The sequence below is a fragment of the Janthinobacterium sp. Bl 1 genome (assembly GCF_058215535.1).
Genome location: NZ_CM177086.1, coordinates 5,732,472 through 5,750,042, shown reverse-complemented (window position 1 = coordinate 5,750,042; position 17,571 = coordinate 5,732,472). Strand labels below are relative to the sequence as shown.

The window sequence follows — 17,571 nt, the reverse complement described above, 5'->3', positions numbered from 1 at the left end:
TATGGACGCATCAGCCAGCTAATCCTTTAAAATTAGGTTGATTATAACCCTCTCTTTTTAAAAAGAATTCACCGTTATGCGCGCCTCCCGTTTTTTTATTTCCACACTTAAAGATGCACCTTCTGACGCGGAAATCGTCAGCCACCAATTGATGATGCGTGCAGGCATGATCAAACGCCTCGGTTCCGGCATCTATACCTACATGCCGATGGGCTTGCGCGTGATCCGCAAGGTGGAAGCCATCATCCGTGACGAGATGAACAAAGCCGCCGGTATCGAACTGCTGATGCCGCTCGTGCAGCCGGCCGAACTGTGGCAAGAGACGGGCCGCTGGACCAAGATGGGCGACGAACTGATGCGCGTGAAAGACCGCCACGGCCGCGAATACGCGATCCAGCCGACGTCGGAAGAAGTCATCACCGACGTCGTGCGCACGGAAATCAAGTCCTACCGCCAGTTGCCGTTGAATTTTTATCATATCCAGACCAAGTTCCGCGACGAGCGCCGCCCACGCTTCGGCCTGATGCGCGGCCGCGAATTCACGATGAAGGACGCGTACTCGTTCGACCGCGACCTGGCCGGCATGCAAGCGTCGTACAAGGTCATGTTTGACGCCTACACGCGCATCTTCACGCGTTTCGGCCTGAAATTCCGCGCCGTGGCAGCCGATAACGGCGCCATCGGCGGTTCCGGTTCGCACGAATTCCACGTCATCGCCCACACGGGCGAAGACGCGCTCGTGTACTGCCCGACGTCCGACTACGCGGCCAACATGGAAGCGGCCGAAGCGCTGCCGCCAGCGGGCGAGCGCCCGGCCGCCGCCCAGGCACTGACGAAAACGGCCACGCCGGACACCGTCAAGTGCGAAACCGTGGCTACCCTGCTGGGTATCGAGCTGTCGCGCACCGTGAAAACGATCGCCCTGACCGTGGAAACGACGGGCAAGGACGAGAAAGTCACGAAACAGCATTTCATGCTGCTGCTGCGCGGCGACCATGAATTGAACGAGATCAAGGTGGGCAAGGTTGCCGGCCTGGCCGGTCACCGTTTCTCGACGGAAGCGGAAATCCTGGAAGTCTACGGCACGATTCCCGGCTACCTGGGCCCGATCGGCACCAAAGCGCCCGTCACCGTGGTGGCGGACCGCACGGTCGCCCACATGAGCGACTTCGTGTGCGGCGCGAATGACGCCGGTTTCCACTACACGGGCGCCAACTGGGGCCGCGACGTGGCCGAGCCTGCCATCGTGGCCGACTTGCGCAATGTCGTCGCCGGCGACGCTTCGCCGGACGGCCAGGGCGCACTGGCGATTGAGCGCGGCATCGAAGTGGGCCACGTGTTCCAGTTGGGTACGGCGTACTCGGAAAGCATGAAAGCCACCTTCCTCGATGAAAACGGCAAACCTGCGCCGCTGCAGATGGGTTGCTACGGCATCGGCGTGACGCGCATCCTGGGCGCCGCCATCGAACAGAACTTCGACGACAAGGGTATCATCTGGCCCGCGTCGATCGCGCCATTCGAGGTCGTGCTGTGCCCGATGGGCATGGACCGCAGCGAACTGGTCAAGGAAGAGACGGAGAAGCTGTACGCGGCCCTGCAAGGCGCTGGCGTGGACGTCATCGTCGACGACCGCGGCTTGCGTCCAGGCGCCATGTTCGCCGACTGGGAGCTGATCGGCGTGCCGCACCGCATCGTCATCGGCGAGCGCGGCCTGAAAGAAGGCAAGCTGGAATACCAGGGCCGCCGCGACGCGGAAGCAACTGGCGTGGCGCCGGAAGAGATCGTCGCCTTCATCCAGGGCCAAATGGCGCAGTGAAGCGTCTATCCGTAAGCAAGACGGCTGGCGCGCTCGCGCTGGCCGCCTGTCTGGCCTGCGTCTCTCCGGCGCAGGCCGGCAACCAGAAGGAAGAGGCGCTGGCCGACTCCGTCCGTTTGGCCCTGTCGCACGCGATCCGCGACGAACGCCCGCCGCAACCCAAATTTGCCACGCCCGCCGACTTGCAGCGCTACCAGCAATGGCTGGCGCAGATGTCGTCGCGCCTGCAGCGCAAGCTGCCGGACGCCCAGCTGCGCACGGAATTCCTGGAAACCGTATGGTACGAATCGCGCCGCGCGGGCCTGGAGCCGGCCCTCGTGCTGGGCCTGATCCAGGTGGAGTCGGCCTACCGCAAATACGCCGTCTCGCTAGCTGGCGCGCGCGGCTACATGCAAGTGATGCCATTCTGGACGGGCGTCATCGGCGACCATGACCGCAGCAAGCTGTTTCATATGCAGACGAATCTGCGCTACGGCTGCGCGATCCTGCGCATGTACCTGGATATGGAAAAGGGTGATTTATACCTGGCGCTGGGGCGGTACAACGGCAGCCGGGGCAGGGCCGAGTATCCGAATGCCGTGCGGGCGGCTTGGAAGCAGTGGGAATTCAAATGAAGGCTGGGGTCAGACCCCCGGCAGCGTTGGCGCAGAGCTCTGTGTTAACGGTGTTGAGGGTCTGACCCCAAAATGCCCAAAAAAATGCCCCGCTCGCAGTAAAGCGGCGGGGCACTCACACGGCGTAGACGCCCTGTGCGTATCTGATTATTTCAAATGATCGGAGATCAGTTTGGTCATTTCAAACATGGAGACTTGGGCTTTGCCGCCGAAAACTGCTTTCAGCTTGTCGTCCGCATTGATCATGCGGCGGTTGGCCGGATCTTGCAGATCGAGTTTTTTGATGTAATCCCATACCTTTTTGGTCACTTCCGTGCGCGGCAGTGGTGCTGCGCCAACAACGGCGGCCAGATCTTTCGATGGCGTCATTGCTTTCATGAATGCTGCGTTTGGCTTGCGTGGTGTTGCCGGTGCTGCCGCTTTCTTCGCCGCTGCTGGTTTAGCTGCTGCCTTGGCTGCGGGTGCTGCTTTCTTGGCGGCTGCAGGCTTGGCTGCTGCTGCTTTGGCTGGCGCTGCTACTGGGGTTTTTTTGGCTGTTGCCATCTTCGAGCCTCCTTAACAAACACATGGGAAATTGCGCAATTAATCGCACGGCTAATATTGGTGTGGATTTACCTAGTATGCAAGTGTTTTTCACGTTTTCACGAGGAAAAAGCAGGGAAATGGCAATGCTGTCGCCCGGGCGCACCGCTTGGGAGCGCAGAACGGCGTTTTTGCCCGTAAATGGCATGGTTGCTTGCTATGCGGGGAGGGGGGCTGCTGAGGGAGGGAACAGTGATGCCGGACACATGAAAATGCAATCCGGCATTATTTAGAACGATGTTTTTACTTGGGTGTGCGGCGTAATGAATGCCGTCGAAGTCCCCGCGAGCGGGGACTTCGACGCCTTACCTCATCCCAGGCATCATGCCCTTCATGGAGCGCATCATCTTCATCATGCCGCCGCCCGACAATTTCTTCATCATCGTCTGCATTTGCTCGAATTGCGTCAGCATGCGGTTCACTTCCTGCACCTGCACGCCGGCGCCGGCGGCGATACGGCGCTTGCGCGTGGCCTTGATCAGTTCAGGCTTGGCGCGTTCCTGCGGCGTCATCGAATCGATGATGCCGCACATGCGGCGCACCTGTTTGTCGGCTTGATCCATGTTCTTGCCGCCTGCCGCCTGCTGGAACTGGGCCGGCAGCTTGTCCATCAGGTTGGCCATGCCGCCCATTTTCTTCATCTGGCCCAGTTGCGCCTTGAAGTCGTTCATGTCGAACTTGCCGCCAACCTTGATCTTCTGCGCCAGATCGGCCGCCGCCTTGCTGTCGACGCCCTTGCGCGCTTCTTCCACCAGGGCGAGGATGTCGCCCATGCCCAGGATGCGGTTGGCCATGCGGGTCGGGTCGAACGCTTCCAGGCCGTCGAGTTTTTCCGAGACACCGGCAAACTTGATCGGTTTGCCCGTGATGTGGCGCACGGACAGGGCCGCACCGCCGCGCGCATCGCCATCGAGCTTGGTCAGCACGATACCGGTCAGCGGCAGGGCATCATTGAAGGCTTTCGCCGTGTTGATGGCGTCCTGGCCCAGCATGGCGTCGACGACAAACAGGGTTTCGATCGGTTTCACGGCGCCGTGGACGGCGGCGATTTCGCGCATCATCTCTTCGTCGATACCGAGACGGCCCGCCGTATCGATGATCAGCACGTCGTGGTAATGCTTTTTCGCCCAGTCCAGCGCGGCCAGCGCGATATCGACCGGCTTGTCCGTGCTGGTGGACGGGAAGAAGTCGGCGCCCACCTGGGCGGTGACCGATTGCAGCTGGGCGATCGCGGCGGGACGGTACACGTCGGCCGAGACGGTCAGCACTTTCTTCTTCTTTTCTTCCTTCAGGTATTTCGCCAGCTTGCCGACGGTGGTGGTTTTACCCACACCCTGCAGACCGGCCATCAGGATGATGGCGGGCGGCTGCTGCGCAAAGCTGATCTGCGACGCTTCCGGTCCCAGGTCGGCGCCCATCAGGGCGGCCAGCTCGCGCTGCACCACGCCCACCAGGGCCTGGCCTGGCGTGAGCGAGGAAATGACATCCTCGCCCATGGCTTTTTCTTTGACTTTGGCGATGAATTCGCGCACGGCGGGCAGGGCGACGTCGGCTTCGAGCAGCGCCAGGCGCACTTCGCGCAGCATGTCGGCGGTGTTCGCTTCGGTCAGGCGCGCCTCGCCGCGCATGGTCTTGACGACTTTGGCAAGCCGTTGGGTGAGATTATCTAGCATGATGAACCTGCAATGAAAAGCTTGGGAGTGGGCGGCGCAAGCCGGACGATGGCCGCCATTTTACCCCATCGCGGGTGGCTGGCGGTCCCGCGCTGCACCGCCTGGCGGTTGGCCGGCGTTTGAATTACTTGGTATTTCTGGCAATGCCGCGATTGCATGAATGGCAGGAACGCGGTTAGAATGAGAATAATTCTTATTTACATTCTCGGGCGCCGCACGTCCGGGCGGAAAGGGATGCCATGTCGGCCGCCGATTTTGCACAGCAACAAGACCTGCACGCGCTCTACAGCAGCCATCACGGCTGGCTGCAGGGCTGGCTGCGGCATAAGCTGGGCAATGCGGGCGAGGCGGCGGACCTGGCGCAAGACACCTTCGTCAGCGTGCTGACGGCCGATGCCGCGCCGCAGATCCGTGAAGCGCGGCCTTTTCTGGCCACCATCGCGCGCCGCCTGGTGGCGCATCGCCACCGCCGGCAAGTGCTGGAAGACGCCTATCTGGAAGCGCTGGCTTGCCTGCCGCCCGAAGTGGCGCCCGCGCCGGAAGAGCGGCTGCTGGCGCTGGAAGCCTTGCAGGAAATCGACCAGGCCCTGGCTGGCTTGCCCGCGCCCGTGCGCACGGCGTTCCTGCTGGCGCAACTGGAAGGGCTCAGCTATGCCGAGATCGCCGCGCGCCTGAACGTGTCGGCCAGCTCGGTCAAGCAATACCTGACGCGCGCCAACCGCCAGGTGTTTTTCTCGCTGCCGGCATGAGCAAGGTGGGCAATGCTGCGGCCCCGGCGGCCATCCGCGAGGACGTGCAGCAGCAGGCGGCCGAATGGCTGACCATGCTGATGTCGGGCGAGATGGACGCGGCGCAACAGGCCGCCTGGCAGCGCTGGCGCGAGGCGGACCCGGAACATGAGCGGGCCTGGCGGCATATCGAAGCCGTGTCGCAGCGCTTCAACGGCTTGCACCGCGGTGCGGCTGCGCAGGCGCTGGCCGGCACGCAGCAGAAAACCGTCAACGGCAAGCGGCGCCAGTTGCTGGCGTGGCTGGGCGTGGCGGCCGGCGGCGGCATGCTGGCCGCGCAGACGGATGCCTGGGATGGCGTGCGCATCCTGCGCGCCGACTACCGCACGGCCACGGGCGAGCGGCGCGAGGTGGCGCTGGACGATGGCAGTGTGCTCAGCCTGAATACGGGATCGGCCGTGAACGTGCGTTTCGATGCCAGCCGCCGCCTGATCGAGCTGCTGGCCGGCGAAATCCTCGTCACCAGCGGCCATGGCGCCGGCAGCGGCGCGCCTTTGGTGGTGGCCACGCGCGAAGGCCTGGTGCGCACGCTGGGCACGCGCTTTGCCGTGCGCCAGCAGGATGACTACAGCACCGTGGACGTGTTTGACAGCGCTGTTGAAATCCGTCCCCGCGACGGCGGCGCACCCTTGCTGCTGGCGGCCGGGCACGGCGTGGCATTTTCCCGCCACGCGCTGGACGCGCCGCACGCCCTCGGTGCGTATGCGGACGCCTGGTCGCACGGGCAGCTGATCGTCGACGACGTGACCTTGGGCGATTTCCTGGCCGACCTGGCCCGCTACCGCCCCGGCGTGATCGACTGCGCACCGGCGGTGGCCCAGCTGCGCCTGTCGGGCGTGTTCCCGCTGGCCGACACGCAGCGCATTTTGAACATGCTGCCCAATTCCCTGCCCGTGCAGGTGCGCAGCCGCACGCGCTACTGGGTGACGGTCGAACCGGCCATGTCATTAAAAAATATTTAGCCATCCGGCTGCCCGTTTTTCGTTTTCGCGGCACCTACAGAGTAGGGCGCCTGTTTTTCACCGTCTGATGACGCCACTACTATCAGGAACTTGCATGTCTCACGCTTTGAATTTTGTCAGTTTGCCGTCTCCTCACTCTGCATTGCGTCCGCTGGCGCAAGCGGCTGCGGCCCTGTGCCTGGCCGCCAGCCTGCCGGCCATCGCGCAGCAGGCGCCAGCTACTCCCGCGACCGAACAGACCATGCTCGGCGTGTCCGTCACGGCGGGGCGCGATGCGACAACGGAAGGCAGCGGCTCGTACACGACAGGCGTGAGCAACACGGCAACCAAGCTGAACCTGTCGCTGCGCGAAACGCCGCAGTCGGTCAGCGTGCTGACGCGCCAGCAGATCGACGACCTGGGCATCACGACCCTGGACGACGCCGTGCAGTCGATCACGGGGCTGGTTATGCAAAAGGGCAACTTTACGGGCGATTCGGGCAGTTTCAGCGCACGCGGCTTTCCAATCGATAACATCTTGTTCGATGGCTTGCCTACCAGCCTGGGCGCGAACGGCACCTTCAATGGCGACAATGACGACCTGGCCATCTACGACCGCATCGAAGTGGTGCGCGGCGCCACGGGCTTGATGACGGGCAGCGGCACGCCCAGCGCGGCCATCAACATGGTGCGCAAGCGCCCGACGGCCACGCCGCAAGCGTCATTCTCGGCCAGCGTGGGCAGCTGGAGCAACTACCGCCTGGAAGCCGATGCGGCCAACGCGCTCAATGAAGCGAAGACCCTGCGCGGGCGCATCGTCGTGACGGTGCAGGACAAGAAGGATTTTGTCGACGTGCTGCATGGCCGCAACCACCAGCTGTACGGCATCATCGAAGCGGACCTGCGCCCCGACACCACCTTGACGGTGGGCGCCCACTACCGCAAGACGGACAACGACGGCGTCTCGACGGGCGTGGTGACGGCTGCCGACGGCCGCTTTTTGAATTTGCCCCGCTCCACTTACCTGGGCAGCGAATTCGATGACTGGCGCCAGACGGATAAAACCATCTTCGCCGAACTGGAACACCGCTTTGCCAATGGCTGGAAAGCCATGCTGGCAGCCACGCGCAAGACGCCCGAGATCGACACGACGTTTTCCGGCATCAACCGCCGCGGCGACACCCTGCGCTTCAATTCGCAAAGCTACCGCGCCGAACTGGCCAACACCAGCTACGACGCGTATGCGAGCGGCAGCTACAGCCTGTTCGGCCGCGAGCACGAGCTGACCGTCGGCGCCAGCCACCGCCGCTCGTCGAAAAACAGCTATGGCGGCTGGGCACCGTACAGCTGGGGCGCGGCGGCGCCGGTGCTCGACCCGTTCCACTGGGATGCGGGCAGCGTGGCGCGTCCCGTCATCAACTACGCGCAGTGGCGCACGGCCAGCATCACCGAGCAAAGCGGCGTGTATGCGGGCACGCGCATGCGCCTGGCCGACCCGCTGTCGCTGGTGCTGGGCGGGCGCGTGAGCTGGTACAAGGACGATGCCGGCTACTCGGTGGCGCGCGAATTCACGCCGTACGCCGGTGTCGTGTATGACCTCGACAAGCAGCATTCCGTGTACGCCAGCTGGACCGAGATCTTCCAGCCGCAGGCGGCCACCGACGCCCATGCGCAGCCATTGAAGCCGATCAGCGGCACCAACTATGAAGCGGGCGTGAAGGGCGAATACTTCGGCGGCGCTCTCAATGCCAGCGCGGCCGTGTTCCAGATCCGCCAGCAAAACCGCGGCGTGGACGACCTGGCCGGCCCGAACCCCTGTCCTGGCAGCACGTGGGGCTATTGCCAGCGCGCGTCGGGCGAAGTGCGCAGCGAAGGCGTGGAGCTGGACGTGGCGGGCGCGCTGACGCCCGACTGGCAGCTGTCGGCCGGTTTTACCTATGTGAAGGCGCAATTCAAGCGCGACAGCGATCCGGCCAATATCGGCAAGGATTTCAACAGCCGCTATCCGCGCCAGCAGCTCAAGCTGGCCACCAGCTACCGCCTGTCCGGCGCGGCGCAGGGCTGGCGCGTCGGCGCTTCCTTGTACGGCCAGGGCGCGACCGAATCGAATGACGGCACCTACCATCTGCGCCAGGGCCGCTACGCGATCGTGGGCCTGAACGCGGCGTGGCAGATCGACAGCCGCGCCGAGCTGCGCCTGAACGTGAACAATGCGCTCGACAAGCACTACTACCAGAGCATCTATTCCGATGTCTTCGGCAACATGGTGGGAGCGCCGCGCAACCTGATGCTGACCTTGAACTACAAACTGTAAATAACCGCTTTTGAATGATCTATCTTGATGAAGGATGCATGGCTTATGGAAGTGCAGTTGAATCGGGCCCGCGACGGTGTGAGCCAGCGTATGCCACAGGGAGCGCCGCGATGATGAAATCGGCCCACATGATGTTGTTCTCGCGCGTGCTCGCCGCCATCTTTGGCGGCTATGCACTGACGTCCGGCGTGGCCGTGCTGCTGGCGGCCGTGCTGCCGCTGTCGCGTGCCGAAGCCGTGCTGACGGCTACCCTGAGCGCCTTCGTCGTCTATACCTGCGCCGTGATCTGGGTCTTTGCCGTGCAGGACCTGCGCCGCGCCTGGCTCGGCATGCTGCTGCCGGCCATCGCCTGCGGCGGCATCGGCCTGCTGCTGTCGCGGGGTGCCGCATGAACGCCGTCAAGGTAGACAAAGTGGCCAAGACGCCGCAGCAGGGCGGCTTGCGCCAGGCCATGGCCTGGCTGCATACATGGAGTGGCCTGTGGATTTCCTGGCTGCTGTTCGCCATTTTCCTCACCGGCACCCTGGCCGTCTTCGACGAGCCGATCACCCACTGGATGACGCCCGAGCATGCACTGGAAGAGGCGGCGCATGCAAACGATCCGCCGCTGCCGAAGGTCACGGACCGTGGGCACCGCCTGGAACTGGCGCTCGACTTCATGGCGAAGGAACATCCGAAGGCGGACATGTGGGAAATCTGGCCCGTGCAGCGTCCCAGCCACGGCCTGTCCGCCTACTGGTTCCAGCCCGCCGGCGGCTATGGCTCGGCGGACCTCGATCCGCTGACGGGCGCCGTCATCGAACATGCGCGCGAGGCAACGGAGCGCGACACCATCGGCGGCCACCATTTCGTCGATTTTCACTACGAGCTGCACGCGGGACGCATCGGCGTGTGGATCGTCGCCATCACCACCATGATCATGCTGGTGGCGCTGGTGAGCGGCGTCATCACGCACAAGCGCATCTTCAAGGATTTCTTCACCTTCCGCCCGGCCAAGGGCCAGCGTTCGTGGCTCGACGCGCACAACGCGGTGGCCGTGCTGACCTTGCCGTTCCAGTTCATGATCGCCTACACGGGGCTGGCCTTCTTCAGCGATGACTATGTGCCGGCCCCCGTGGTGGCGCAATACGGCATGGACAACGCCAAGAAGGCTTTCCTGGCCGACTGGAACGATGTGGGCAAGCCCGCGAAGACAGGCCAGCCGCTGGCCATTCCCGCGCTGGAACCGTACGCGCTGCGCGCCGAGCAGGCTATCGGCCAGGAAATCCGCGCCGTGGTGCTGGACAACCCGAACGACGCCTCCATGCGCGTGTGCATGTACGGCTGGAATGAAGAGACGGACACGATGGAACGCATCAGCGCCAACACGGGCAGGGCTTGCTATGCGCTGGCCACCGGTGAGCAGGTCGCCTTGCGCCGTCCCGGCGAGTCGGATACGGGCGGCGCGGGCCTGACGCGCGCCGTCATGTCGAACCTGCACATGGTGGGCTTTGGCGGTACGCCGATGCGCTGGCTGTACTTCTTCTGCGGCCTGGCCGGCACAGCCATGATGGGCACGGGCGCCATCCTGTTCATGGTCAAGCGCCGCCAGAAGTCCGGCGGCGAGTTCGGCACCTACACGCAGCGCGTGTACCGCACCGTCGCCTGCCTGAACGTGGCGGCGATTGCCGGCCTGTCCATCGCCTGCGTGGGCTTCCTGTGGGCCAACCGCCTGATTCCCGTCGGCGTCGAACACCGCGCCGGCTGGGAATTGCGCGCCTTCTTCGGCGTGTGGTTTGTGATGCTGGTGCACGCCTGCCTGCGCGCGGAAAAGCGCGCGTGGATCGAGCAACTGGGCTTGCTGGCGGCTCTGTGCCTGCTGCTACCGGTGCTCAATGTACTGAGCACGGGCGACAATCTGGCGGCGCAGATCGCGCGCGGCGACTGGGAAAGTGCCGGCGTGGAACTGGGCAGCATGGCCTTCGGCCTGCTGGCCGCCTGGGGCGCGTGGAAAGTCCACAAGCGCAAGGAAAAACCGGCCAGCAAGGCCGCCGCCAGGGAAAGCGCCGCGCCCACGGCCAGCCTGCAAATTAATACGGAAGGACAGTCATGATCCCTACCATCCTGTGCGCGCTGGGCCTGTCGTATGCGGGCATGGCCAGCCTCTCCTTGGCGATGGACCGCCACCATGGCCAGGTCTGGGGCAGGGATGCGGCGCCGAACGTGCGGCGCGCGCTGCAACTGGCGGGCGCGGTCCTGCTGGCGCTGGCCATCTGGCCCTGCGTGGCCGGCTGGAGCGCGACCGTCGGCGTCGTCGCCTGGCTTGGTTTCATATCGGCCGGCGCGCTGCTGGTGGCCCTGTTGCTGCCGTATGCGCCCAGCTTGCTGTTTCGTAGTTCCCTGCTGGCAGCCGTCGCCGCGCTGGCAGGTCTTGTGACGTTCCTGCGGTGATATTCACCGCCATTTTCAAGGATAGACCGATGCACTTTTCACGTTTGGCGACACCGACCGATGTTGTGACTATATTGAAAGCGGCCGCCTGATGGGGGCCCGCCTGCCTTCCCGCCGCGCCCGCATCCTGGGCGGCGTGGTCTTGCTGGTGCTGTTCGGCGCCGGCGCCCTGTGGGCCACGCGCGGCCCGAGCACCGTGTTCGACACGGCGCCCGTCAAGCGCGGCAACATCGAAGCGAGCGTCACGGCCATCGGCACCTTGCAGCCGCAAACCTATGTCGACGTGGGCGCGCAGGTGTCGGGCCAGATCACGCGTTTGCACGTGCAGCCGGGCAGCGACGTCGATAAAGGCCAGCTGCTGGCCGAGATCGACCCCAGCGTGCAGCAAGCCACGGTCGATGCGGGCCGCGCCGCGCTGGCGGGCTTGCGCGCGCAGCTGGCCGACCAGCAGGCGCAGCACCGGCTGGCGGGCCAGCAGCACGTGCGCCAGAAGCAGATGGCCAAGTTCGATTCGACCCCCTTGGCCGACCTGGAAACGGCCGAAGCCACGCTGGCCTCGGCCGGCGCCAAGATCGACCACCTGAAGGCGCAGATCGACCAGACCCAGGCCAGCCTGAAGGCGGACGAGGCGCGCCTCGGTTACACGCGCATCTACGCGCCGATGGCCGGCAAGGTGGTGGGCCTGGACGCGAAGGAAGGGCAAACCCTGAACGCCACGTACCAGACGCCGAACATCCTGCGCATCGCCGACCTGTCGGCCATGACGGTATGGACGGAAGTGTCGGAAGCGGACGTGCGCCGCGTGCGCCCGGACATGCCCGTGTATTTCACCACCCTGGGCGGCGACCAGCGGCGCTGGAGCGGCAAGGTGCGCCAAGTCCTGCCTGCGCCGCCAGTGCCCGGCGGTTCCGCCGCCGGCACGGCCCTGGCGCCGTCGACCAGCAAGGTGATCTTGTATACAGTGCTGTTCGACGTCGATAACGCGGACGGCGAACTGATGCCGCAGATGACGGCGCAAGTGGTGTTCGTCACGGCGGCGGCGAACAATGTGCTGGCCGTGCCCTTGCCGGCCCTGAAACCGTCGACGGAAGAAGGCGCCAAGCCGGGGCAGTTCACGGCCCGCGTGATGGGTGCGGACGGCAAGGTCGATACGCGCGCCGTCACCGTCGGCGTGCGCAACCGCCTCAGCGCGGAAGTGCTGCAAGGCTTGCGCGAAGGCGAATTGCTGGTCACAGGCGAGCAGCCATCGAACAGCGGCGCCAGCAGGTTCCAGCTGTGAGCGCGATGAGCGAGGCCAGGTCGCTGGGACAAGCAGGAGAACCTGGCCAGCCGGCGCCATTGATTGAACTTGCTGGCATCCGCAAGCGCTACGGCGGCCACGATGGCGCGCCGGCCGTGGAAGTGCTGCGCGGCCTGACCTTGTCGATTGGCGCCGGCGAATTCGTTGCCATCGTCGGCGCCTCCGGTTCCGGCAAGTCGACCCTGATGCATTTGCTGGGGTGCCTGGACCGCCCCAGCGACGGCACGTACCGCTTCGCCGGCCATGACGTGGCCAGCCTGAACCCCGATGAACTGGCGTGGCTGCGGCGCGAAGCGTTCGGTTTCGTCTTCCAGGGGTATCACCTGATCGCCACGGAATCGGCGCGCGAAAACGTGGAAGTGCCGGCCCTGTACGCGGGCATGCCGGCGGCGGCCCGCCATGCGCGCTCGGAAGCGCTGCTCAAGCGCCTGGGCCTCGGTGAACGTTTGGATCACCGGCCGAACCAGTTGTCGGGCGGGCAGCAGCAGCGTGTGTCGATCGCGCGCGCCCTGATGAATGGCGGGCGCATCATTCTCGCCGATGAGCCGACGGGGGCGTTAGATAGCAGCAGCGGCGCCGAAGTCATGGCCCTGCTGGGCGAACTGGCCGATGCGGGCCACACCATCATCCTCATTACGCATGACCGCAAGGTGGCGGCCCAGGCGCGCCGGGTGATCGAGATCAGCGATGGCGAAATCGTCGAAGACTTGGGCGCCATCGCCATTCCCGCCACGTCGACGGCCCTGCCACCGCTTGACATGTCGCGCGCCGCCCACGACACTGGCGCGTCGCTGGGCACGGAATTGCTCGACGCGGCCCGCGCGGCCTGGCGCGTGCTGTGGATCAACCGCTTCCGCACGGGATTGACCTTGCTCGGCATCGTCATCGGCGTCGCTTCCGTGATCGTCATGCTGGCCATCGGCCTGGGCACGCGCCAGCAGGTGATGGCGCAACTGGGCGCGTTCGGCTCGAATCTGCTGTACATGGCGTCGCGCGGCGAAAGCTCGCGCATCCCCGGGCGCAGCATTACCCTGGCCGACCTCGATGCGCTCAAGGACGTGCCGGGCATTTCCCACGTGCTGCCTAACGTCACGGGCAACAAGGTGATACGCCACGGCAACCTCGACGTGCAGACCTATGTGCGCGGCACGGGGCCGGCCCTGCCGCAGATCCAGACCTGGCCCGTGGCCAAGGGCGGCTTCTTTACCGAGGAAGACGAGCGCGAGATGGCGACCGTGGCTGTGCTGGGCGCGCACCTGGCGGAAAAGCTGATGCCCGACGTACCCAACCCCGTGGGGCAGAGCATCCTGATCGGCAACGTGCCGTTCCAGGTGATCGGCGTGATGAGCGCGAAGGGCGCGCTGACGGGCGAGAAGGATGAAGACGACGTGCTGCTGCTGCCGTTTTCCACGGCCGGCATCCGCGTCTTCGGCCAGCGCGAGCCCACCTACACGGTGATGGCGGTGGACGACGTCAAGCGCGTGACGGAGGTGGAGGCGGCGGTCGACGCCACCATGTTCGAGCGCCACCGCATCCGCGACTACGGCATCAGCAACGCGGCCGCCTCGATCGCCGCCGAAGCCAAGACGCAGGACAACATGACCATGATGCTCAGCCTGATTGCGGTCGTCTCGCTGGTGGTGGGCGGCATCGGCGTCATGAACGTGATGCTGATGACGGTGCGCGAGCGCACGCGCGAAATCGGCATCCGCATGGCGACGGGCGCGCGCCGGCGGGACATCCTGCGCCAGTTCCTCACCGAAGCCGTGCTGGTGTCGGTGGTGGGCGGCGTGGCCGGCATCGTGGTCGGCGTGACGGTGGCCGGCTTGCTGCTGGTGTGGGACGTGCCGGTGATCTTTTCCCTGAGCGCCATTGCCGGCGCGTTTGCCTGCGCCGTGGTGACGGGGCTGGTATTTGGCTTCATGCCGGCGCGCAAGGCGTCGGGACTCGATCCGGTCGTGGCGCTGGCTGGACAGTAATAACAGGCAGTAATAACAACGCCGGCAGCGTGGCTGCCGGCAAAAAAATGTTGCCCTGGCTCTAACACGCGGTACTATCTCCTGATAATAAAAGCAGTGTTTCGCGTGCCCTTGCGGGCACACACCAACCACCACAGGAGAACCCGATGCAGAAAAAATCAACCCTGAAGACCGGTATCGCCGCCGCCCTCATGCTGGCCTTCGGCATGGGCGCCGTGCAGGCGCAGGAAGTCGTGCGCCTGGGCAATTTGAAATTCGCCCATTACGGCGCCGTGTCGTACATCAAGGAAATCGCGCCCAAGTGCGGCATCAAGGTCGAAGAGCATATCTTTGCCAAGGGCCTCGACGTGATGCAGGCGATTATCGCGGGCGAGCTGGACGTTGGCGCGACGGCGTCCGAAGCGGCCATTTCCGGCCGCGCCGGCGGTGCCCCGATCTATGTGGTCGCCGGTTTTGCCAAGGGCGGCGCGCGCCTGGTGGGCGGGGCGGGGCAAAAGATCACCAGCGTCAAGGAGTTGAAGGGCAAGCGCGTGGGCGTGACGCGCGGCGGCATCCAGGAAGTGCTGCTGCTGGCCGAGCTGTCGCAGGCGGGCCTGACGTACTCGGAAACCAAGGGCAAGGATGTGCAGCTGGTATTTCTCGCCTACGCCGACTTGAACCAGGCGCTGATGGGCAAGAATATCGACGCGATGATGCAGTCCGAGCCGCAATCGTCGCAGGCGATCAACAAGGGTTTCGGCACTGAGGTCATCAAACCGTACGACACGCCGATCGGCGAGCCCGTGCGGACCATGGTGATGACGGAAAAGTTCTACAAGGAACGCCGTCCCGTGGCGGAAAAATTCATGCGCTGCTTCGTCGAAGCGACCAAGACCTTTATCGACAACAAGGCGACGGCGGAAAAATATGTGCGCGAAGTCGTGTTCCGCGGCCAGATCACGAAGGATGACTTCGACGACGCGATCAGCAATTCGCCGTATTCGTACGATATCTCGCCCGAGCATATCCAGATCACCACGGACGTGATGGTGAAAACGGGCGTGGGCCGCATGACGAAGCCGCCCGTGGCCAAGGACTGGGTCAAGACGGACTTGCTGGAGCAGGCGAAAAAGAGCCTGAACGTGAAGTAAATCAGGCAGCCATGAAAAAAACCTCCGCACCAGCGATGGCGCGGAGGTTTTTTTATGGAAGGGTGGCCTTAGCGGGCGTTAAAACCCATCCAGCCCTTCTCCGTTTGGCGGAAGCTCAGCGTGTAGATGCGGGTCAGCTCATCGCCTTTCTTCAGCTGGCGGCTGATGATGGCGCCGTAATTGTCTTGCACGAGCTGGTCCGACCATTGCATCAGGTTATCGAAACGCTCGGCCGTCATCGCCGCCTGGCGCGCCAGCAGCGGCGCGGGAATCGCCTTCTTTTCCTGCTGCTGCACCCAGAATTCGCGGAAGACCTTGTTCTCTCCGCCCATGCCGCGCGCCATCAGGCCCAGGCCCATGGTCATGCCCACGGAGCCGTCCGTCTTTGCCTGCGTTTCGAGCTTGTCGGCCACGTCGGCCAGCAATTCCAGGTAGCCCACCTTGGCGCGCAGCACGGCCGAGCCCTTGATTTCGTACTGTTCGTTCTCTTTCCAGCCGTTCAGCTTTTCCAGCTTTGCAATGTCGAAGTACTCCTTGTACAGGTCATAGCTTTGGATGGACGTGCGGAAATACTCCTCGTATGTGGATTGGGAAGGCGCATCTTTCATGCAACCGCTTAATACGGTGCAGGCGGCCAGCAGGAGACAGGTCCAGGAAATTTTTTTGAAAGAAAACATGGCGGTGGTGGGCGAGTGGCGAAAAGTGAAAGATTGTTGCTCTATGGACATAATTATAGGGCTGGCTCATCCAGATGGCAACGTGGCCGTGACGCGGCGGCAGTGCGCCGCAGGAAAGATTGCCAAAATCTTGAGGGTGCGCTACCCCGCCGCGCCCGAGGCGCGATATCATGGCAGGCTTGCGGTGTCGGCTGGCGGCGAATTGCCTGCAGCCCATACTGTCGCTTGAATCGCGCTTGCCGGCTATGGTGTAAACTTAAACTATGCAGATCTATTTCTTTTTCATCGCCGCCCTGTTGTATGCGGCGTGCGCGGTGCTTCCCTCGTCCCGTGCCCGGCTCATTGCCGGCCTGACCGGCGTCGCCTGGCTGGCGCACGCCGCCACCCTGTGGTTCGACCTGATGGCGCCGGGCACCTTGCGCTTCGGTTTTTCCGCCATGCTGTCGGCCGCGCTGTGGGTGTCGGTGGGCGCCTACTGGATAGAGAACCGCAATTTCAGCCTGGACGGACTGCGCCGCATGGTCATGCCCAGCGCCGTCCTCGCCATTGGCCTGGCCTGGGCCTTTCCTGGCAGCCAGGTCAGCATGGAAGGCAAGTCGGCCGTCTTCGGCTGGCATATTGCCGTGGCCGTGCTCGCCTACAGCACCCTGACGATTGCCGCTTTTCACGCCGTGCTGATGGCGCTGCAGGAATCGCGTTTGCATACGCGCAGCGAAAGCCGCGGCTTCATCGGCACGGCGCTGGACCAGCTGCCAGCCCTGCTGACGATGGAAAAGCTGCTGTTCCGCATGATCGGCCTGGGATTTATTTTGCTCAGCCTGACCGTACTGTCGGGCATCGTGTTTTCCGAACAACTGTTTGGCAAGGCGCTCAACTGGGATCACAAATCCGTGTTTACCATGCTGTCGTGGCTGCTGTTTGCCTCGCTGCTGGCAGGCCGGCGCTTTCGCGGCTGGCGCGGCAAGACGGCCCTGAGCTTTACCCTGGCCGGTTTCGCCACCTTGCTGCTGGCCTATGTCGGCAGCCGTTTTGTACTGGAAGTGGTTTTACACCGAGGATTCGCATGACACGTGTTTTATTCTGGCTGGCGCTGGTGTTCCTGGTGCTGTTTGCGATCCGCAGCAAGATCCGTGGCATGCAGCAACGGGCCCGCGCGCAGCAACAACAGCAGCCGAACCCGTTTGCGCCGCCCGGCCGGCCGCAGGAATTGCCTGATGCCGAGCTGATGCTGTGCTGCGCCCACTGCGGCGTGTACTACCCGGCCTCCGAAAACGTGCAGGCCAAGGGCCACGATTACTGCAGCCACGCGCACGCCACCTTGTAAGGG

17 protein-coding genes are annotated in these 17,571 nt (G+C 64.1%); 14 read left to right on the top strand and 3 right to left on the bottom strand.

The genetic code is table 11. The features are described 5' to 3' along the window. The first annotated feature begins 76 nt into the window (after window positions 1-76). Window positions 77-1,816, top strand: a complete 1,740-nt coding sequence (locus tag AC4BCN_RS25965) for a proline--tRNA ligase (RefSeq protein ID WP_219327925.1) — start codon at window positions 77-79, stop codon at window positions 1,814-1,816. Continuing rightward, on the top strand, window positions 1,813-2,430 hold the full coding sequence (locus AC4BCN_RS25960) for a lytic transglycosylase domain-containing protein (protein WP_219327924.1): 618 nt from the start codon (window positions 1,813-1,815) through the stop codon (window positions 2,428-2,430). The genes AC4BCN_RS25965 and AC4BCN_RS25960 overlap by 4 nt, the downstream gene beginning before the upstream one ends. A 147-nt stretch (window positions 2,431-2,577) precedes the next feature. On the opposite strand, the gene AC4BCN_RS25955 is transcribed toward AC4BCN_RS25960, so the two are convergent. Further along, entirely contained in the window at window positions 2,578-2,973 is a 396-nt protein-coding gene (locus AC4BCN_RS25955) for an SWIB/MDM2 domain-containing protein (protein ID WP_071650146.1), read from the bottom strand. Between the two features lie 344 nt (window positions 2,974-3,317). Next, window positions 3,318-4,685: a signal recognition particle protein gene (ffh, locus tag AC4BCN_RS25950; RefSeq protein WP_034746567.1), complete on the bottom strand. Its 1,368-nt coding sequence runs from the start codon at window positions 4,683-4,685 to the stop codon at window positions 3,318-3,320. A 239-nt stretch (window positions 4,686-4,924) separates the two neighbouring features. Between ffh and AC4BCN_RS25945 the strand changes: the two genes are divergently transcribed. The 9 genes from AC4BCN_RS25945 (at window position 4,925) to AC4BCN_RS25905 (ending at window position 15,567) form a co-directional block, all read left to right on the top strand. Continuing rightward, window positions 4,925-5,434: a sigma-70 family RNA polymerase sigma factor gene (locus tag AC4BCN_RS25945; RefSeq protein WP_072455039.1), complete on the top strand. Its 510-nt coding sequence runs from the start codon at window positions 4,925-4,927 to the stop codon at window positions 5,432-5,434. Then, entirely contained in the window at window positions 5,431-6,435 is a 1,005-nt protein-coding gene (locus AC4BCN_RS25940; RefSeq protein ID WP_338679751.1) for a FecR domain-containing protein, read from the top strand. Before AC4BCN_RS25945 ends, AC4BCN_RS25940 begins: the two co-directional genes overlap by 4 nt. A gap of 94 nt (window positions 6,436-6,529) precedes the next feature. After that, complete coding sequence (locus tag AC4BCN_RS25935) at window positions 6,530-8,728, top strand: TonB-dependent siderophore receptor (RefSeq protein ID WP_200872977.1); 2,199 nt, start codon at window positions 6,530-6,532, stop codon at window positions 8,726-8,728. Between the two features lie 110 nt (window positions 8,729-8,838). Then, entirely contained in the window at window positions 8,839-9,120 is a 282-nt protein-coding gene (locus AC4BCN_RS25930) for a hypothetical protein (protein ID WP_080698408.1), read from the top strand. After that, entirely contained in the window at window positions 9,117-10,820 is a 1,704-nt protein-coding gene (locus tag AC4BCN_RS25925; RefSeq protein ID WP_338679750.1) for a PepSY-associated TM helix domain-containing protein, read from the top strand. The genes AC4BCN_RS25930 and AC4BCN_RS25925 overlap by 4 nt, the downstream gene beginning before the upstream one ends. Continuing rightward, entirely contained in the window at window positions 10,817-11,158 is a 342-nt protein-coding gene (locus tag AC4BCN_RS25920; protein WP_338679749.1) for a DUF3325 domain-containing protein, read from the top strand. Before AC4BCN_RS25925 ends, AC4BCN_RS25920 begins: the two co-directional genes overlap by 4 nt. A 91-nt stretch (window positions 11,159-11,249) precedes the next feature. After that, the gene (locus AC4BCN_RS25915) at window positions 11,250-12,437 is read left to right on the top strand and encodes an efflux RND transporter periplasmic adaptor subunit (protein WP_338679748.1); all 1,188 of its coding nucleotides are present in this window, start codon (window positions 11,250-11,252) and stop codon (window positions 12,435-12,437) included. Window positions 12,438-12,442: 5 nt separating this feature from the next. After that, window positions 12,443-14,437 (top strand): MacB family efflux pump subunit, encoded by a 1,995-nt coding sequence (locus AC4BCN_RS25910; protein ID WP_338679747.1) that lies wholly within the window; start codon window positions 12,443-12,445, stop codon window positions 14,435-14,437. A gap of 146 nt (window positions 14,438-14,583) precedes the next feature. Next, window positions 14,584-15,567 carry an ABC transporter substrate-binding protein gene (locus AC4BCN_RS25905; protein WP_034746579.1) on the top strand — a complete coding sequence of 328 codons (984 nt, stop codon included), beginning with the start codon at window positions 14,584-14,586 and terminating at the stop codon, window positions 15,565-15,567. Window positions 15,568-15,635: 68 nt separating this feature from the next. On the opposite strand, the gene AC4BCN_RS25900 is transcribed toward AC4BCN_RS25905, so the two are convergent. Next, window positions 15,636-16,175 carry a hypothetical protein gene (locus tag AC4BCN_RS25900; protein ID WP_070301191.1) on the bottom strand — a complete coding sequence of 180 codons (540 nt, stop codon included), beginning with the start codon at window positions 16,173-16,175 and terminating at the stop codon, window positions 15,636-15,638. On the opposite strand from AC4BCN_RS25900, the gene AC4BCN_RS25895 reads away from it, so the two are divergent. The 3 genes from AC4BCN_RS25895 to AC4BCN_RS25885 are packed head-to-tail and all read left to right on the top strand — an operon-like array spanning window position 16,174 to window position 17,568. After that, on the top strand, window positions 16,174-16,473 hold the full coding sequence (locus tag AC4BCN_RS25895; RefSeq protein WP_338679746.1) for a hypothetical protein: 300 nt from the start codon (window positions 16,174-16,176) through the stop codon (window positions 16,471-16,473). The two genes, AC4BCN_RS25900 and AC4BCN_RS25895, sit on opposite strands and share 2 nt — an antisense overlap. 34 nt (window positions 16,474-16,507) lie before the next feature. After that, window positions 16,508-17,311, top strand: a complete 804-nt coding sequence (locus tag AC4BCN_RS25890) for a cytochrome C assembly family protein (protein WP_046684240.1) — start codon at window positions 16,508-16,510, stop codon at window positions 17,309-17,311. After that, on the top strand, window positions 17,308-17,568 hold the full coding sequence (locus tag AC4BCN_RS25885) for a PP0621 family protein (RefSeq protein WP_034746591.1): 261 nt from the start codon (window positions 17,308-17,310) through the stop codon (window positions 17,566-17,568). Before AC4BCN_RS25890 ends, AC4BCN_RS25885 begins: the two co-directional genes overlap by 4 nt. Window positions 17,569-17,571 lie beyond the last annotated feature (3 nt).

What these genes read in the sequence shown, in the direction of transcription:
- AC4BCN_RS25965 (WP_219327925.1), top strand. Translation starts at nt 77, where the DNA reads ATGCGCGCCTCCCGTTTTTTTATTTCCACACTTAAAGATGCACCTTCT.
- AC4BCN_RS25955 (WP_071650146.1), bottom strand. Translation starts at nt 2,973, where the DNA reads ATGGCAACAGCCAAAAAAACCCCAGTAGCAGCGCCAGCCAAAGCAGCA.
- ffh (WP_034746567.1), bottom strand. Translation starts at nt 4,685, where the DNA reads ATGCTAGATAATCTCACCCAACGGCTTGCCAAAGTCGTCAAGACCATG.
- AC4BCN_RS25945 (WP_072455039.1), top strand. Translation starts at nt 4,925, where the DNA reads ATGTCGGCCGCCGATTTTGCACAGCAACAAGACCTGCACGCGCTCTAC.
- AC4BCN_RS25940 (WP_338679751.1), top strand. Translation starts at nt 5,431, where the DNA reads ATGAGCAAGGTGGGCAATGCTGCGGCCCCGGCGGCCATCCGCGAGGAC.
- AC4BCN_RS25935 (WP_200872977.1), top strand. Translation starts at nt 6,530, where the DNA reads ATGTCTCACGCTTTGAATTTTGTCAGTTTGCCGTCTCCTCACTCTGCA.
- AC4BCN_RS25930 (WP_080698408.1), top strand. Translation starts at nt 8,839, where the DNA reads ATGATGAAATCGGCCCACATGATGTTGTTCTCGCGCGTGCTCGCCGCC.
- AC4BCN_RS25925 (WP_338679750.1), top strand. Translation starts at nt 9,117, where the DNA reads ATGAACGCCGTCAAGGTAGACAAAGTGGCCAAGACGCCGCAGCAGGGC.
- AC4BCN_RS25920 (WP_338679749.1), top strand. Translation starts at nt 10,817, where the DNA reads ATGATCCCTACCATCCTGTGCGCGCTGGGCCTGTCGTATGCGGGCATG.
- AC4BCN_RS25915 (WP_338679748.1), top strand. Translation starts at nt 11,250, where the DNA reads ATGGGGGCCCGCCTGCCTTCCCGCCGCGCCCGCATCCTGGGCGGCGTG.
- AC4BCN_RS25910 (WP_338679747.1), top strand. Translation starts at nt 12,443, where the DNA reads ATGAGCGAGGCCAGGTCGCTGGGACAAGCAGGAGAACCTGGCCAGCCG.
- AC4BCN_RS25905 (WP_034746579.1), top strand. Translation starts at nt 14,584, where the DNA reads ATGCAGAAAAAATCAACCCTGAAGACCGGTATCGCCGCCGCCCTCATG.
- AC4BCN_RS25895 (WP_338679746.1), top strand. Translation starts at nt 16,174, where the DNA reads ATGCAACCGCTTAATACGGTGCAGGCGGCCAGCAGGAGACAGGTCCAG.
- AC4BCN_RS25900 (WP_070301191.1), bottom strand. Translation starts at nt 16,175, where the DNA reads ATGAAAGATGCGCCTTCCCAATCCACATACGAGGAGTATTTCCGCACG.
- AC4BCN_RS25890 (WP_046684240.1), top strand. Translation starts at nt 16,508, where the DNA reads ATGCAGATCTATTTCTTTTTCATCGCCGCCCTGTTGTATGCGGCGTGC.
- AC4BCN_RS25885 (WP_034746591.1), top strand. Translation starts at nt 17,308, where the DNA reads ATGACACGTGTTTTATTCTGGCTGGCGCTGGTGTTCCTGGTGCTGTTT.